The following is a 16,122-nucleotide window of genomic DNA, read 5'->3' as shown; positions in this document are numbered from 1 at the left end:
GTGGTGAGAACCCTTTTTCCTTGCGTATATTAGCTTGATGCAGGAATGTCCCAATCTTTGCTTGTGTGAAAAATTGTAGCATACGGGAATTAGATTTTTCATTTTCAGTAGAATTTGGTGTGTTTACTTAATATTTTTTTCAATCAAAAGCCAAGTATGGCAAGGAGTTATGAGTATTTTTTTACTCCGAAACTTGAGTTAGTAAGATGGTGCACTCCTTTATCCCCTTTTCTTCACTGGCATTATCCCTATAAAACATGTACAGTTATATTATACAAATATCGCATTGTTCCACGATAAAATAAGTGAATATTTTTATAACCTAGGGGAGGGGAAGCAGGTGAATATTAAAATAGTGCAGGAACATCAGGAAAAGATAAGGAATCAGAGGCAAAAACAAAAGGAAAAATTAATGGCCCAATTCATGAAGCAGACAAAAGAAACACACCACAAGCAAGCAACCCCCTCCCCTGTTGCACCATTGGATCAATTGGAAAAAGAGAAAAAGCTTCGCAAAAAGCAAAAAAAGGAAGTACAAAATTTACAAAAAAAATTAATGCAGGAAAGACAAGCCGTTAAGGAGCTAAAACAGAAAGTAAAACAATCCGAGGAAACAATTAAGAAATTGAAATATGACAATTGGAACATAACGGAGCAACTTTCCGAAATGGAGCGTCTTAAAGAAGAGGTACGGAAACTTAAGGAAATAGTTGCAGAGGAACAAGCAAAAAGAGCAAACTTAGCACACAAGATTACTCAAATGCGAGCGGAGAAGGAACAAGGGCTAAAGGCTGGAAAGAAAATGTTAGAGCTTTCTAATCAAGTCAAGCAACTGAAAGACTCCAATGCTTCTTTGCGTCATAAGCTAAAGAACTATGAGTTACTGTCGCATGAAGAGTATGGTCATCTAAAGCAAGAAGTCAACCATTTGCAAAAGGAAGTACAAATTTACCGAAATATTAAAGATCAAACGGCTAAAAATCCAATGTATTTGATGAAATATATGAAGCAGCATATGACAAGTGATCATCTGCCGGACTTACTTACGTTGCTTGAAGGTTTTATTTCAACAGAGAATCTTCAGCATTTTTATCGTGGCCGCAATAACGTATTTTATCTGTATATGCGACGTGTCAATTTACTAAACTATCATTTAAGAAAGCGCGAGTATTTATATAAGATACAAAACAAACACACCCGTCATACGGCTGAAAGGCTTGGGTATTTAAATCAGGAGAATAACGAGTGGATTTTTGTCGATATTACTGAGAATGATTGTACTCAAATATACCCTGTTAAGGAAAATCTTAGCAAACACGAACTGAAAGTAGACACACCAGTAAAAGCAACGGTTCAAGAAGGGAAGGCATCCATTACTGTATGCTACCCAGTAAGTTCAAACAAACCGATTGATAAACCGGAAAAACAAGTGTCAAAAAGCAAACCATCAAAGGAATACGCTTATTTTGGTCCGTTTAAGGTATTAATCATCGGTTCTCGATTCTTAAGTGAGTATAAAAAGAGGCTGGAGCAGCATGGTTGTTTAGTAGAAACCCATAATCCCTATGAAGAAAGCTATGAAATTTTAAAAGGGAAAATCAGCCGCTCTGAAATCACTCTCATTTGTGAACGTCATGTGCCGCATGGGATATGGGATCATGTTGAAAAAAAACAACCATTTGTCAATGTCTTAAAAAAGGACAGCAAGGATCTCATCTCAACGAACACCTATCTCACCCTGCAAAGATGTGAATTAATATAAATAGAGAACTGGTCCTCATTTTAGGAATATCGGGATTCTTGCGGCAAAATTACCTTCGCTCACTAAAACAGGGCAGCTCAAGCTGCCCCTCAGTCGTTTTCCAGCACTTTAAAATCGACATTTGCTTCTATGTTGACATGTTCTCCCACTTCCCCTGACTTCGCAAAGAAATCTGTATAGCCTTTCGCCACGTAATAGCCAGCAGGGAAGTCATCTCTTTTCAGAAAGTCCTCCATAAAAATTTTATATGAGGGGTCTTCTTCCGGCCCGGATCCCCTGCTCTTCACATAATTTTCTCGATAGGGTTCTCCTTTTTTTAGGGTGGTTGTAACACCAATGTCCTGCACGATACCATCAATGTGGTAGCCACGTATCTTCTCTTCCAATGAAATTAGAATCGCAGACGAGGAATGAACAATTGTGACCTCTTCCTTTTCCCCAATATATTCTATTTCTCCATAGAGCTTCACTTTTTCTCCTTCTCGATATTCTTCCTTTTCACTAACAAGCCGAAAAACAAAATCATCTTGAGTTGTCTCATCCCTTGTATGGCGCACCTTGTACTAATCCAATTCACTTCGATCAATAGTAGAAGATGCATGACAGGCGGCAAGCAAAATCATAGGTATCAAGAATATAATCGGGACGGATCGGCTCACTAAAAACTCCCCCTGTCACGTATTTACGTTGAACTTCTCTTGTGTATTCAACAGCTTTGATAGAGGGACAGTCCTCTATCTGATTAACTTAGTGGGACTGTCCCCCTTTGGGCTTACGAGTATTCCAAGCCCCATTGTTTACGAAGTGTATCCATTGTTTTCATAATATCAAGTGTTTCATTTAGTGGCATCACTGAACTTTCTATTCGTCCAGCTCGGAGACAGTTCATCGCTTCTTCCGCCTCAAAAATATAGCCTTGCAGCTTGCGTTCATCTTTAAACTCTTCCTTTTCTGCCGAAGGACGATGTAAAATGGCTCCATCCCCAAAAAGGAAATTTGGTAAATGAATATATCCATCTGTCCCATAAATAAAGGCATCATTATTCCCTAAATTTAATCGCACACTTGCGTTCAACATCGCGGTTTTTCCATCAGGATATTCGAATAGGGCAGAAAAGCGTTCATCGACACCCGTTTCTCCTATATAGGCGCTACTTTTAATAGAAGTGGGTTGCCTTCCGAAAATCATTGAAGCAAATGAAATCGGATAGATACCTGCATCTAACATAGCCCCGCCACCCAGCCTCTTATCAAGTAAGCGGCTTTGAGGGGACCAGCCCACATCAAAACCAAAATTAGCTGTCAGCATGTTCACTTCCCCAATTTTTCCTTCTTCTATCCATTTTCTCGCCTGGATAATGGCAGGTAAATAACGTGTCCACATCGCTTCCATCAAAAATGTGTTATTTTCTCGAGCCACCTGAATTAATTCCTCCGCCTCTTCCGCATTCATTGTAAAGGGCTTCTCACATAAAACGGCTTTCCCTGCATTCAGGCACTGTAGCGCACAAGCTTTATGCTGTGTATGTAATGTGCCAATATACACAATCTCTACATCCTGATCTTGCACAAACTGCTCATAACGATCATAGGTACGTGGGATATTGAATTCGTTTGCAAATGTTGCCGCCTTTCCTTCTGTTCTAGACGCAACCGCTACCAGTTCGGCATTATCTGATTGAACTAAGTCGGAAGCAAATTTACGGGCTATATTCCCCGCTCCCATAATCCCCCATTTAATTTTACGATCTGTCATAACCCATTCCCCTTTCAAAATATAAATCTATTTTAAATTGTAACCCATAATCAAACGCATTTCTAATTTTTGTGCACAATGGGTCTGGAAGGATTGGGATTGGAGTAGCGCCAGTAACCCCTGCCCCTTGATGTGTTCTTCAGAGACCGAAAAACTGGAGTGTCTACTGTAGTAGCTAGACCGTTGCCAGCGTAGGGTCGAATAAAACGACTGGTTTACACTTTACTTCAAAATTTCTAAGATATATTATATCTTTATATGGTAAATTTTGGTTTTGAAGGAGCTGGTTTTTTGACTAAATTTCTAAGGAAAAAATCAATTGCACAGGCCAAAAAAATGACTGAAAATGAACAGTTTAAACTTAAGAGAGAATTGAATTCATGGCAATTATTGCTCTATGTGTTAGGAGCAACAATAGGAGCAGGTATTTTCGTATTACCAGGTACCACTGCTGCTTTACATGCTGGTCCAGGAGTTATTTTTTCTTTCCTAATTGGAGGTATGGTAACCATCTCCGTCGGACTAGCCTATGTGGAATTTGCTTCCATGGCGCCTGTTGCAGGAAGCGCTTATACGTATTCATATATAGCGCTTGGTGAAATTATTGCCTGGATCATTGGTTGGGATTTATTATTAGAATTTACAGTTGTAGCAAGCACTGTAGCAGTTGGATGGAGTGGATATGCGAACTCATTTCTTCAATCTATAGGTATCCACCTACCCGAAATATTGACGAAAGATATCGCTCATCAGGGAGTTGTTAATCTTCCAGCAGTTGTAGGATGGTTAATTGTTGCATGGGTTACGCTAAGTGGAATTAAAAATGTGGGAAAAACGAACACTTTGTTTACGCTTGCAAAAGTAGGAGCCATTTTGCTCTTTGTTGTTATTGGGTCTTTTAACATTACGCCTATTAACTGGAACCCCCTTACTCCATTTGGCTGGTCCGGAGTGATGACGGGAGCAGCATTGGTTTTCTTTGCATTTACAGGATTTGACGGGGTCACTACCGTATTGGAAGAGGTGAAAAACCCACAAAAATCCATTCCCAAGGCACTAATTGGAGGGCTTACTGTCTTAACGGTAATCTATGCACTTGTTGCACTGGTCCTTACTGGTATGGTTCCTTATACGAAATTAGATGTACCAGACCCGACCGTCTTTGCACTTCAGCAAGTAGGGATTCAATGGGGAGGGGCTATTGTAGCGGTAGCGGTTATTTTTGGTTTATTAGCCACGATGATTGCAAATACGACAAGTGCAACACGCGTTTTATTTGCGATGAGTCGTGATGGACTTCTTCCGGAACGAATTGCTCAAACAAGGAAGAAAACTGGGGTTCCAGTACTTTCTACCATTATTGTGATTGCTACAGGCATTATTTTATCCGGTTTCCTATCCATTGGGGAATTAGCGGAATTCGCAAATATTGGAGGATTAACAGCTTTTGCTTTAACTACTGTAAGCGTCATTATTTTGCGTTATACTCGACCAGATGAACCAAGAATATTTAAAGTACCTGCCTTATGGCTTGTTGGTATTATTGGCATTGGGGGGTCCCTTGTATTAATATTCAGCCTTCCTTTGTTTACTATCCTCCGCTTTACTATTTGGCTAGCAATTGGGTTAGTCATCTATTTGAGCTACGGGTATAAGAAAGCAAAAGTAGGTAATTAAGAAACAGACGATTCTAAAAAAAGCATTTTTACCTTTTAGGTGAGATTTTTTTACCATCCAATTCTGATAAAGAAACGAATATAATAAAAATAGTATTAAATTGGGGGTCTATCCGTATTTCATTGTGACTTTATTCAAAACAAACATCTTCCCTATAAAAAAACTATGCTGGTTCGCTCTTACGCGTTTTCAAACTTGGAAGTTTTTATTGATAAAACTAGAAACTATGCTTTTACGTGATATCTGCCTTTTGGCACAACTAAAGGAGTAGCTGAAATAGGGTCATTAATCACAGTACAATCAAGTCCAAAAATATCTTTTACTAATGTACTTGTAATAATATCTGATGGCTCGCCTTGTGCGACAAGTTTTCCTTTTTGAAGTGCAAATATATAATCCGCATAGCGCGCTGATAGGTTGATATCATGAAGAACCATCACAATGGTCGTGCCATAATTTCGATTAAGGTCTGTGAGCAAATCTAAAATTTCCACCTGATACGTGATATCTAGAAAAGTGGTTGGCTCATCAAGAAATAAAATATCCGTCTGCTGCGCTAAAGCCATCGCAATCCAAACACGCTGTCTTTGACCTCCTGATAGCTCATCAATATCATGATTTGCAAATTCAGTGATATTCATGATTTCCATCGCTTCCGCAACGGCTTTATAGTCCTTTTTCGACCATCCACTCAGCAAAGACTGGTGAGGGAATCGCCCCCGCCCAATTAAATCGGCTACCGTTATTCCTTCTGGAACAACAGGGGATTGAGGTAAAATGCCTAGAACTCTAGCTAGTTGCTTCGGTGGAATTTTGCTCATTACTTTCCCATCAAGTGTAATTTCTCCGGATGAAGGCTTAATAAGTTTGGCTAGTGTTTTTAATAGCGTGGACTTCCCACAACCGTTTGCCCCGATAATGACACTTAATTTATTACTCGGTATTTCAAGATCAATCCCTTGTATAATCGTTTTATTGTCATAGCCCGATATTACCTTTTCGGCTCGAAAACCATGTACTGTTTTCATTATAATTCTCCCTTTCGGTTCATTCGGATTAATAACAAGATTAGATAGGGCGCTCCAAGTAATCCCGTTATGACGCCTACAGGAAACCTGTACGCAAAAGCAAACTGGCCAATTAAATCTGCCAGCAAAACTAAGCTAGCACCTACAAGACCTGCTGGCACAATATTAGAGAAACTAACTCCGACTAATCTATTCGCAATCGGTCCTGCAAGAAAGGAGACAAAGGCAATCGGACCAGTTGTTGCTGTTGCAATGGCAATTAACAAGACAGAACATACAATCAGCAAAATTCTCGTCTTATCTGTCGCGACCCCTAAGGAAGAAGCCATATGCTCACCAAGTTCTAACATATTTAAATGCTTTCCTAATAGGATAAGAACAAAAGTAAAGATTATAACTGTTATCATCAGTGGGGGCAATTCTTCTATTTGAGCTCCATTGAGACTGCCGTTAAGCCATCTAAGCGTTGCTGGAATATCTTGTTGTGCACTAATTAAGAGAAGATAGGATATTATTGCATCAAGCATAGCCTGTATTCCTATTCCAACAAGAATTAATCGACCAATCGAAAAGGATTTTCCTCGAGATAATACATACATAGCGATTACGGTAATAAGACCCGCAATGATTGAAGCGATAGAAACAACCGTGTTGCTTGTATGAAACACAGTGATACATAAAACGGCTGCAGCGCTGGAGCCAGATGTAATCCCCAATACGTTTGGATTTGCAAGTGGATTTCGCAATATCGTTTGAAAAATGTATCCTCCAATACCGAAGGCGAATCCTGCAAAAAGACCCGCTAACATTCTTGGAAGACGGATCGTATTCACCGCAAAAGAAACACCTGCCATTTGTTCTCCTGAAAGTGAGCGAATGACCTCTTCAATGGGGTAAATGGTGTTTCCAAGTAAAAGCATAGCACAACAAAGGATGCAAGTTAAGATTGTAAGTAAGCAAGTAACGAGTATCCAACGCTGACGCCTTCGCCTCATTCCCGCCATAATAAACGTAACTTCAACAGATTGATTTCTCATAATAACCGCACTTTCGATTTTTTAGCTAATATAATGAGGATTGGTGCGCCTATAAATGCAGTCACTACACCGACTTCGAGTTCTCCAGGACTGGCTATCAATCGACCAACTACATCAGACAACGTTAAAATAATGGCACCTGTGATAGCTGACATAGGGATTAAAAAACGTAAATCAGGGCCAAGAATAAGCCGCAGAACATGTGTAGATAAAAGACCAATAAACCCGATTGGACCTGCTAATGCAGTAGCTGCCCCACACAAAATAACACCTCCTGCGGCCGATAAAAGACGTAAAAATCCTGGTCGGACACCGAGTCCTGTCGCAACATCATCTCCTAATGCGAGAGCGTTAAGTGCTGGAGCCGTCATAAACGCAATCAGTATTCCAGTAATCAGAAAGGGCAAAAACGTGATGATTGAGCTCCAAGTTGCAGAACCAACACTACCTAATTGCCAAAATCTGAATTGATCCATGGCATAAGCATTGGGGATCATAATAATAGTGACGAGAGATGAAAGAGCTGCACTTGTAGCCGCTCCAGCTAAAACTAGTTTAATTGGTGTGGCTCCACCTCTCCCTATCGAACCGATCCCAAATACGAATGCCGCCGTTAATGCTGCCCCGATTAAAGCTAACCAAATATATTGATTCGCCGTGCTAATATTTAAGAATGCAATTCCACCAATAACAAATAATGCTGCCCCGGTATTTACCCCTAGTATGCTAGGATCTGCAAGTGGATTTCGAGTTACAGCTTGCATCAGTGCTCCAGCTACTCCCAATGCTACTCCACATAATAAGCTGAAAATTGTTCGTGACAATCGTTTACGCACTACATTTGCGCCATAGGAATCTATATTCTGATTAAACAAACCATCTATTAATTCCTGAAAACTTACTACACGGGCACCCAAAGAAAGGGAAACTATCATGCATGCAATTAATAAAATGATAGAAATGATAATGATAAGCTTAAAGTTTGTTGGAACATGAAAGCCTAGCCACTTATGTTTAGAAACAGAGGAACTACTCATTTTTTTTGTCAATAGCCCCACCTATTAACTCTAAGTACTCATCAATCGTATATTTAATTGAAAGTGGGGTTGGCGTTCCCGCAGCAACTAAAGGTGTATCACTTTCAATAAACGCGACTGAACCTCTTTTAATAGCAGGAATTTTTCCAAGTAATGGATCTGCTTTAATCGTATTATATAAATCATCATTCCCATATCCAACAATTAAATCAGCATCATAAAGAGCCTCAACATTTTCAGCGCTTAATTCTAGAGAATAACTGTTAGGATCTTTTATTTGTTCTATAACACTTTTAGGGTACTCCATTCCTAATTCCTGCAAAAATGCGCCACGTGAGTCGATTGGTGTATAAATATGCAGTTTAGATAAATCATTCGCTGAAAAGTTAACCCAAACCACTTTTTTCCCTTCGATTTGAGGATATTTGCTTAATTTTTCCTTGATCATATCTTCAGTATCTTTAATTAACTGTGCACCTTCTTCTTTCATGCCCATACCGGCTGCATTCCATTCAACTTGTTCGCGCCAAGTTGTTGCCCAAGGTGCTTTTGGATAAGCGACCACTGGAGCAATTTCAGAAAGAGTATCATAATCTTCTTGCGTGATACCAGAGTAAGCAGCAAGAATAACATCTGGTTCTGCATCTGAAATTGCTTCAAAATCAAGACCATCTGTATCTTGGAAAACATTCGGTTTTTTTTCATCAAGTTCCTCTAACTTTTCTGCTGTCCAAGGTAAAAGACCACTATCATCTTGCACACCAAAATTGGCTGCCGAAAAACCCACGGGAACAACACCAAGAGCCAAAGCAATATCCTGGTTTCCCCATTGAATTGTAACTACTCGTTTCGGCTTACTTTTAATAGTAGTTTCGCCTAAAGCGTGTTTAATTTTGATTGGATATTCGGAATCTACCTTTGAAGAAGCAGATTTCATTTTATCAGATTCAGATGATGACTGGCTTGAACAACCTACTAGTGATAGAATGGCCATAACTGAAAATAGTAGGATGACTATGAATGGCATTTTTCGTTTTTTTTGCATATGTGAAGTCCTTTCTTGTTACAAAGTATATTTTTAATTCGTTCTGAGCAACTATGTTTATGAATGCTTTTTTAAAGGTAACCATCCGCCTCACCTTCTCGATGATTATCATTCTCAATCATAATACTTGGTTTTTGATTTGCTGTCAAACAGGTATACATAACCTTTGATCAGATAGAAATTTTCTACCATTTAGTCCTCTTCAGCCGTAATTTTATGATAAAATGGTGTAATTAAGTTATTTCCCACTGAATCGATGGGAATCCTATTGCAGAAGGACGAGTAAAGCTTGAAGGGAAAGAAAGGATCGTATCAGTATGCATTCAAGTGAAGAATTTTTCAGTAGGAAGAAAGAAGAATTAGGGGTTCGGCTCAATGATGTTCAGAAAAAAGCCGTTTTGCATACAGGAGGGCCGTTATTGCTTTTAGCTTCCCCAGGTTCCGGTAAAACGACGACGATCATTATGAAGATTGGTTATTTAATCGAGGTCGTTGGGATTGACCCGTCACGAATCAAGGCGGTTACCTTTAGTAATGCATCCGCGAATGATATGAAAGATCGGTATAGACGATTTTCCCTAAACTCCCACCCGTAGAATTTTCAACGATTCATAGCTTGGCCTTTCAAGTGGTACGAGAACATTTTTACAAAAAAGGGATTGACTATCAGTTGATAGAAGGGACCGATCAGCCTACATTCAACAAAAAAATCCTCCTGCGCGATCTATATAAATCATTCCATCAGAAGGCAATCACAGAGGATCAATTGGAGGAACTCTTGACTTATATCAGTTTGCTTAAAAACAAACTAATTCCTGTAGAAAAGTGGTCTTCTATTCCATGTGATGTTCCAAATGCCTTACAGATTTTTAAAAAATACGAGTATTTCAAAAAGACGGGAACAGATCAACTGTTAGTTGATTATGATGATATGCTCACGATCGCCCATCAGGCTTTTGAAACAGATCAAATGTTATTGTCCAAATACCAACGAAAATATGATTATCTGCTAACAGATGAGAGTCAGGATACATCATTGGTTCAGCATGCGATCATCGAGAAATTAGTCGAATCCCACCAAAATCTATGTGTGGTGGCAGATGATGATCAATCGATTTATAGCTGGCGGGCCGCTGAACCGCAATATTTACTTGATTTCCAGAAAGTGTATCCAGATGCGCAAATTTTGATGATGGAGCAAAATTATCGGTCATCTCAAGAGATTGTGAGTACAGCTAATACCTTTATCAAACAAAATAAAAATCGCTATGACAAAAACATGTTTACAGAAAACCCATCTCATACGCCGATACATTTGAAAAGATTATCCGATTATACCGATCAATCCAAGTATTTGGTGGAACAGATCTCAAAAGCAGAAAACCTGCGAGAGATCGCGGTTTTATATCGAAATAATGCGTCATCGATTTTGCTTATAGATGCTTTGGACAAGGCTGGTATTCCTTTTTATATGAAGGACTCGAATAACCGTTTTTTCAGCCATTGGGTTGTCGAAGACCTATTAAATTTCATGCGCTTAGCCTATGACGTTCGACGTGTTGATATTTTTGCCAAGATCTATTCGAAATTTAACTTTTTTCTTAAAAAGTCAGACATCACCAAGCTGCAGCAACTACAAAACAACCAATCAGTCTTTACCAATTTACGCAAATTTATCGATTTAAAAGACTGGCAAAGGAAAAAAATACAAGATTGCCAAAAGCGCTACAAACACATACAAAAGAAGTCGCCCTTTCATGTGATTCAGATGATTCGAGAAGATTTTGGCTATGAGCAAGTTCTTCGTAATATGTCAGAAAAACTTGGTTTTAACATCGATTATTTAGTAGAAGTATTAAACACAATCGAGGAAATTTCTAAATCAACCCATTCAATGGTGGAATTTGCAAACCGACTGAACCATTTGGAAACTCTCTTAAAGACATCCAAATATAATAAGCAGAAAAATGCTATCACTCTCTCCACCTTCCATAGTTCGAAGGGATTGGAATTTGAAAAGGTCTATTTGATTGATTTAATAAAGGGAGTGATTCCTTCCCAATCAGAGGAAGATCAATTCAAAGAAGGAAAAAAGGAAGATATGGAGGAAGCTGTACGTCTTTTCTATGTGGGAATGACAAGAGCAAAAACAGATTTAGAATTACTTTTTTACAATAAGAGATTTGGAAAAGCTGTCGGTCCCTCTAAATTTGTTCTGGACATCAAAAACATCATCAAGCCACCTGAAAGCTATCAACCTAAACCAAATAAAACGGTAATGGTGGAAATCAAAGGCAAAGGTTGGAAAAGCAAAATCCCCTATAACCCCAATGCGATAAAAGAGCCAGCGACCCTCAAGACAGGACTCAAAGTCAAACATCGTGTATTTGGAACAGGGGAAATCATCACATGTACAGATGACATTTTGGACATTCGCTTTGCAAAATATTCTAAAACATTATCTGTCGCAACTTGCCTAGAAAATGGACTGCTTGAAGCGGTGGATTAGAGGCGACCATGGAATAAAGATGATGCCCGGCACGTCCCGGTCTTTGTCTTATATTACCGAAATTTAGCACTTTGGAGGTGTAGAGAAGTGATCTCTCTTTTATGCATAAGACATTTTGGACGCTTTAAAAGGATTTCCGTTCACCGATAGAGAATCATTTGATAGAACCGACGAATTCCAAGGAGTGAAGAATTTAAAGCATTTACAAACAACATGACCATTTTTGTTAAAGAGCTTTGTAGTCTATATGCAGCAATGTGACCAAACTTTAAAAGTTATCATCAACCGAGGTTACGATTTGTTATGTATAGGGCACTTTGATTCGCCTTTTGAATCATCAGCCAGCCTGCGGATGTTAGAACGAGAAGCTGGCTGAGAAATGATTCCCGGTGACTCAGGAAAAAAAGGAGTACACAAACCAACCTTATGTTGGCAGAGTAAGAACCTCGTTTGAATTTTTAAGCAGATGGCACGTTTTGAAATGTGTCGTTTATTCGTTCATACGAATGCCAAAACCTCCTTTTGATTCCTCTCCCCACCGCAATTCGTACTTTTCACCATTGGAAATAGGACCTACCCCTTCAGGAGTTCCTGTAAAAATGATATCTCCTTTCTTTAAGCCAAAGTTTGCTTGAATATACGCCAAAATGGTTCGAAAAGAGAAGATCATAGATGTGATATTTCCCTTTTGCACCGTCTTTCCATCCCGTAACAAGCAGAAATCCCTTTCCCTACAAACAGCCTCCCCAGGAAAATCCCAAAATTCTGTTACAATCGCTGCATTCTTAAATCCCTTCGCTAAAAGCCATGGATGCCCCTTCTTTTTCAATTCGGATTGCACATCTCTTAAAGTCAAATCAATCCCAAGCGCCATCTTCGACACAATTTCATCGACCCAAAAATCTTCATCTGTCATGTCTTTCCCGATGTATAAAACAACCTCAAGCTCATGATGGATCTCTCCTCGATTTCCTGGATAATGGATCTCCTTCCCATCCGCATATACTAAAGAATTCAGAGGTTTTGAAAAAACCATTGGTTGGTCTGGCACATCATTGCCCAGCTCGACCGCATGATCAACATAATTACGACCAATGCAAAATATATTACGAAATTCCATTTTCATCACCTTTCAGGTTTGTCCCAGCCTCATTTATTTAATAAAATAAGCTGTTTTTTCGAAGAAGAGGGCTAAATGTGTTGACAGATGACTACATTTTGGTCTGTTATTCACCGTTTCTGTCATTCTACTAAACAGAAAAGGAAATAATAACCATTAAGGTGGATTCATTTTAGTACTTTAAAGTCTACATTCGCTTCAATTTTAACATACTCTCCCTCTTCTTCAACCTTCACAAAAAAAAGCAAGTGGGGAAAAGCAACACTTATTTCTCCACTTGCTTCGTTCATTATTTTCCCGCTGATACTTTTTAAGATTCACTGTCCCTGTTTTGTTTGCCTTTTGCGAATCTTTATTTATATCAACTTTACTTTCCTGACTAGTTATTTAAACCGTTTGTGTTGGTGTTTTTCAATATATTTTCATATTAGCGATCATTTTAGCATAAAGAATTTACTGCCACTCACTCTCCCGAAGGTACTTGAATCGGGTCTGAAGTTGGTAACGGAATCCCGAAATCAGGTGTACCATCCGCTTTCCATCCGAATTTTTGAATGCGCGTGCTGCGCCGACTGCTTCCACCTTCCGATTCAGGAATGGCATGATAGACAATCCAATCCTCTGTCCCGTCTGGAGACTGTGTAAAACCATTGTGTCCTGGTGCAAACACCCCATTTTCCTCTGATTTTTTGAAAACAGGGTGAGGCGATTTATCCCAAGACTGAGCATTTAATACATCAGCTTCTTCAGAGGCCGTTAACATACCAAGTGAATAGTCATCAGACCAGGTGGCGCTTGCCGAATATACTAAGAAGAGCTTACCATTTCTTTTCAACATGACGGGTCCTTCATTTACAGCCAGTCCCCCTTGCACTTCCCATTCGTATTCCGGACTTGATATTAATACATTCGGTCCAGTCAATGTCCAAGGATTAGCCATTTCCGCAATATAAAGGGCCGAACCATAGGCTGGAAAGTTTCCATACCCCGCATAAACGAAGTACCACTTTCCATTATTCTCGAAGACCGTTCCATCTAATCCAGGGTGTTCCGTGTTAACATAGCCCCGCTCTATCCACTCCCCTTCAAAGGGGTTTTGCGAGGAATTTTCCAAAACAAAGATTTTCCGTGCCATGTCACCGTCCTTTCCGTCTTTTCCATCATTTGCAGTAAAATACACATACCAAGTGCCATTTACTTTATGAATCTCCGGGGCCCATAGGTAGTGGCTATTGATCCCTTCTTCTGGCGGAGTCCAGATCGTCTTACATTCCCCATTGGCAATACCACTCAATGTAGGAGATTTCCATAAGTCGAGATGAGTTCTTCTAGTAGCCATGAAATAATACATATCATCATCTTTATAAACCCACGGATCCGCCCCTGGATCCATTAATGGGTTTTGAAACGTGTCTTTAGTCATGGTAATGCTCCTTTAATCTTTTAGTTAAAATCTAATTTCAGGTATCCCAAAATAAAACTTCATCAATAAATCTACTTTTTTGAGTTCGAAACAGATAATCTATGTGGTTCATCTTGATAAATCCTACGGTCACGAAAAGTCTCTTTAAATATAGCTTTACCGTCTGACTCACCAAAAAGGATCCGCTCCAAATCGAGGCAATTTATGCAAAGCTTTGTCTAGGTGGGATCGGTTTTTCTAGCTCACCGTAGATATCCACTAACTTTTGAAACATTTTCAGCTTAATCTCTGCGTAGTCCTCTTTGTTATACAAATTAACAAATTCATTTGGATCTTCTTTAAGATCGTAAAGTTCACCTTCGCCTCGATCAAGAAAATAATTTAGCTTATATCGATTTGTCACAAGTGTTTTTACATAAAAGCTAGGTTCTGCACGATTTTCAACTAAACACCAATCTCGTGTAGCTTGATCAGGCTGATACATTGTATTCAATTGACTAGTTCCCTGCATGGAAGGAGCTTTCTCTATTCCGGCAGCCTCTAGAAATGTTGGGGCCAAGTCTACCAAACTAATAAGTGAATTAGATCTTTTTCCTGCCGGTAGTTCCCCTTTCCAACGCACTAGAAACGGAACACGTAAAATATCATCATAATGGATCGGCCCCTTTAGCCAGAAACCATGATTACCAGCATAGTCACCATGATCAGAGGTAAAAATAACCAATGTGTCTTCTGCTAAGCCTAAATGATCTAATTTCTCTAAAATTCGTCCGATATGATAGTCGATAAGGCTAATCATTCCATAATAAGACGCAAGCCATTTTCTTGCTCTATCATAACCGAGCTTTTCATTGGTATGGCCTAAACACTGAACTCCCCCCGTATTATGTCCTGGATCTGATGTAACATCAATATCAAGTTCATTCATCCGATCCTCAATAAGACATTGATGAATAAGTGGCTTATCAACCATTTCTCCCTTTTTTTCAACAAACGGAGGCATTTGATCAGGATCGTACATACTGTTCCAGGGTTCTGGGCATAAAAAAGCATTGTGCGGATCTTGAAAGCTACACCAAGCTAAAAATGGCTTATCATCCCCCCTATTTTCAATAAAATCCATCGTCTGATTCGCCGTCCAACGGGTGTAATGGTACTCCTCCGGTAAATCCCAAGAACCTTCACGATATCCGCCACCAGGCCCAAAATATTGTGAAGGATCAATTCCCTGTTCGACTAACCATGCCCCATAATGCATACCGTGCGAAGAGTCTTCATCAGAATGTCCGTGAACCATTGCAACTCTTCCAAACCCGTAGTACGGCCCCTGCCATGCTTTCCAAAATTCCCGATCATGTATATGTGGAGGAGCTTCAAAGCTACCCTCTTTTAGCACTGGTTTAAAATGAGCTTTTCCAAACAATCCTGTCGCATATCCATTTTCCGCCATTAAATGACCAATGGTTGTTCTATTTTCATCTAATTCAACACCTATATTCCAGCATTTATGCCTTGAAGGATATTCTCCTGTTATAATGGAAGAGCGACTTGGGGAACAAACAGGACTTGCAACATATGTCCTTTCAAAGGCAATTCCTTCCTCTACCAATCGATCTAGGTTTGGGGTATTTATTGTTTCATTCCCTAATGCATGAATGGTATTCCAATGTTGTTGATCCGTTGAAATGAACAGGATGTTAGGTTTTTTCTGTTTTTTCACTTGCTAGA

General features: G+C 39.4%; 12 protein-coding genes and 1 pseudogene. 3 read left to right on the top strand and 10 right to left on the bottom strand.

What is annotated here, in order from left to right; translation table 11 throughout:
• Positions 1-340 precede the first annotated feature (340 nt).
• Positions 341-1,762: an AAA family ATPase gene (locus MUB24_RS18890; RefSeq protein ID WP_244706842.1), complete on the top strand. Its 1,422-nt coding sequence runs from the start codon at positions 341-343 to the stop codon at positions 1,760-1,762.
• 89 nt (positions 1,763-1,851) lie between these two features.
• On the opposite strand, the gene MUB24_RS18885 is transcribed toward MUB24_RS18890, so the two are convergent.
• On the bottom strand, positions 1,852-2,319 hold the full coding sequence (locus MUB24_RS18885) for a hypothetical protein (RefSeq protein WP_244706840.1): 468 nt from the start codon (positions 2,317-2,319) through the stop codon (positions 1,852-1,854).
• Positions 2,320-2,534: 215 nt separating this feature from the next.
• Entirely contained in the window at positions 2,535-3,518 is a 984-nt protein-coding gene (locus tag MUB24_RS18880) for a Gfo/Idh/MocA family protein (RefSeq protein WP_244706838.1), read from the bottom strand.
• A gap of 291 nt (positions 3,519-3,809) precedes the next feature.
• Here MUB24_RS18880 and MUB24_RS18875 point away from each other — a divergent pair, with 291 nt between their 5' ends.
• Positions 3,810-5,195 (top strand): amino acid permease, encoded by a 1,386-nt coding sequence (locus tag MUB24_RS18875; RefSeq protein WP_244706836.1) that lies wholly within the window; start codon positions 3,810-3,812, stop codon positions 5,193-5,195.
• 224 nt (positions 5,196-5,419) lie between these two features.
• On the opposite strand, the gene MUB24_RS18870 is transcribed toward MUB24_RS18875, so the two are convergent.
• The 4 genes from MUB24_RS18870 to MUB24_RS18855 are packed head-to-tail and all read right to left on the bottom strand — an operon-like array spanning position 5,420 to position 9,342.
• Positions 5,420-6,223, bottom strand: a complete 804-nt coding sequence (locus MUB24_RS18870) for an ABC transporter ATP-binding protein (RefSeq protein ID WP_244706833.1) — start codon at positions 6,221-6,223, stop codon at positions 5,420-5,422.
• A complete protein-coding gene (locus MUB24_RS18865) occupies positions 6,223-7,260 on the bottom strand; it encodes a FecCD family ABC transporter permease (RefSeq protein ID WP_244706831.1) in 1,038 nt (345 codons plus the stop codon). The genes MUB24_RS18870 and MUB24_RS18865 overlap by 1 nt, the downstream gene beginning before the upstream one ends.
• Positions 7,257-8,297, bottom strand: a complete 1,041-nt coding sequence (locus MUB24_RS18860) for a FecCD family ABC transporter permease (protein WP_244706846.1) — start codon at positions 8,295-8,297, stop codon at positions 7,257-7,259. Before MUB24_RS18860 ends, MUB24_RS18865 begins: the two co-directional genes overlap by 4 nt.
• Positions 8,290-9,342, bottom strand: a complete 1,053-nt coding sequence (locus MUB24_RS18855) for an iron-siderophore ABC transporter substrate-binding protein (RefSeq protein ID WP_244706829.1) — start codon at positions 9,340-9,342, stop codon at positions 8,290-8,292. Before MUB24_RS18855 ends, MUB24_RS18860 begins: the two co-directional genes overlap by 8 nt.
• 317 nt (positions 9,343-9,659) lie before the next feature.
• Here MUB24_RS18855 and MUB24_RS18850 point away from each other — a divergent pair.
• Positions 9,660-11,851: pseudogene (locus tag MUB24_RS18850) on the top strand (ATP-dependent helicase).
• A gap of 490 nt (positions 11,852-12,341) precedes the next feature.
• On the opposite strand, the gene MUB24_RS18845 reads toward MUB24_RS18850, so the two are convergent.
• The 4 genes from MUB24_RS18845 to MUB24_RS18835 all read right to left on the bottom strand — a co-directional run bounded on the left by MUB24_RS18845 (position 12,342) and on the right by MUB24_RS18835 (position 16,114).
• On the bottom strand, positions 12,342-12,971 hold the full coding sequence (locus MUB24_RS18845; protein WP_244706827.1) for a fumarylacetoacetate hydrolase family protein: 630 nt from the start codon (positions 12,969-12,971) through the stop codon (positions 12,342-12,344).
• A 167-nt stretch (positions 12,972-13,138) separates the two neighbouring features.
• Positions 13,139-13,261: a hypothetical protein gene (locus MUB24_RS23335; RefSeq protein ID WP_280517068.1), complete on the bottom strand. Its 123-nt coding sequence runs from the start codon at positions 13,259-13,261 to the stop codon at positions 13,139-13,141.
• 173 nt (positions 13,262-13,434) lie between these two features.
• Positions 13,435-14,394, bottom strand: a complete 960-nt coding sequence (locus MUB24_RS18840) for a glycoside hydrolase family 43 protein (protein ID WP_244706826.1) — start codon at positions 14,392-14,394, stop codon at positions 13,435-13,437.
• 202 nt (positions 14,395-14,596) lie between these two features.
• Positions 14,597-16,114, bottom strand: coding sequence for a sulfatase family protein (locus MUB24_RS18835; protein WP_244706824.1), 1,518 nt, complete (start codon positions 16,112-16,114; stop codon positions 14,597-14,599).
• Between the last annotated feature and the right edge of the window lie 8 nt (positions 16,115-16,122).

The sequence above is a fragment of the Lederbergia sp. NSJ-179 genome (assembly GCF_022867885.1).
Taxonomy (GTDB): Bacteria; Bacillota; Bacilli; order Bacillales; family Bacillaceae_C; genus Lederbergia.
This window is presented reverse-complemented; position numbering and strand designations above follow the sequence as displayed.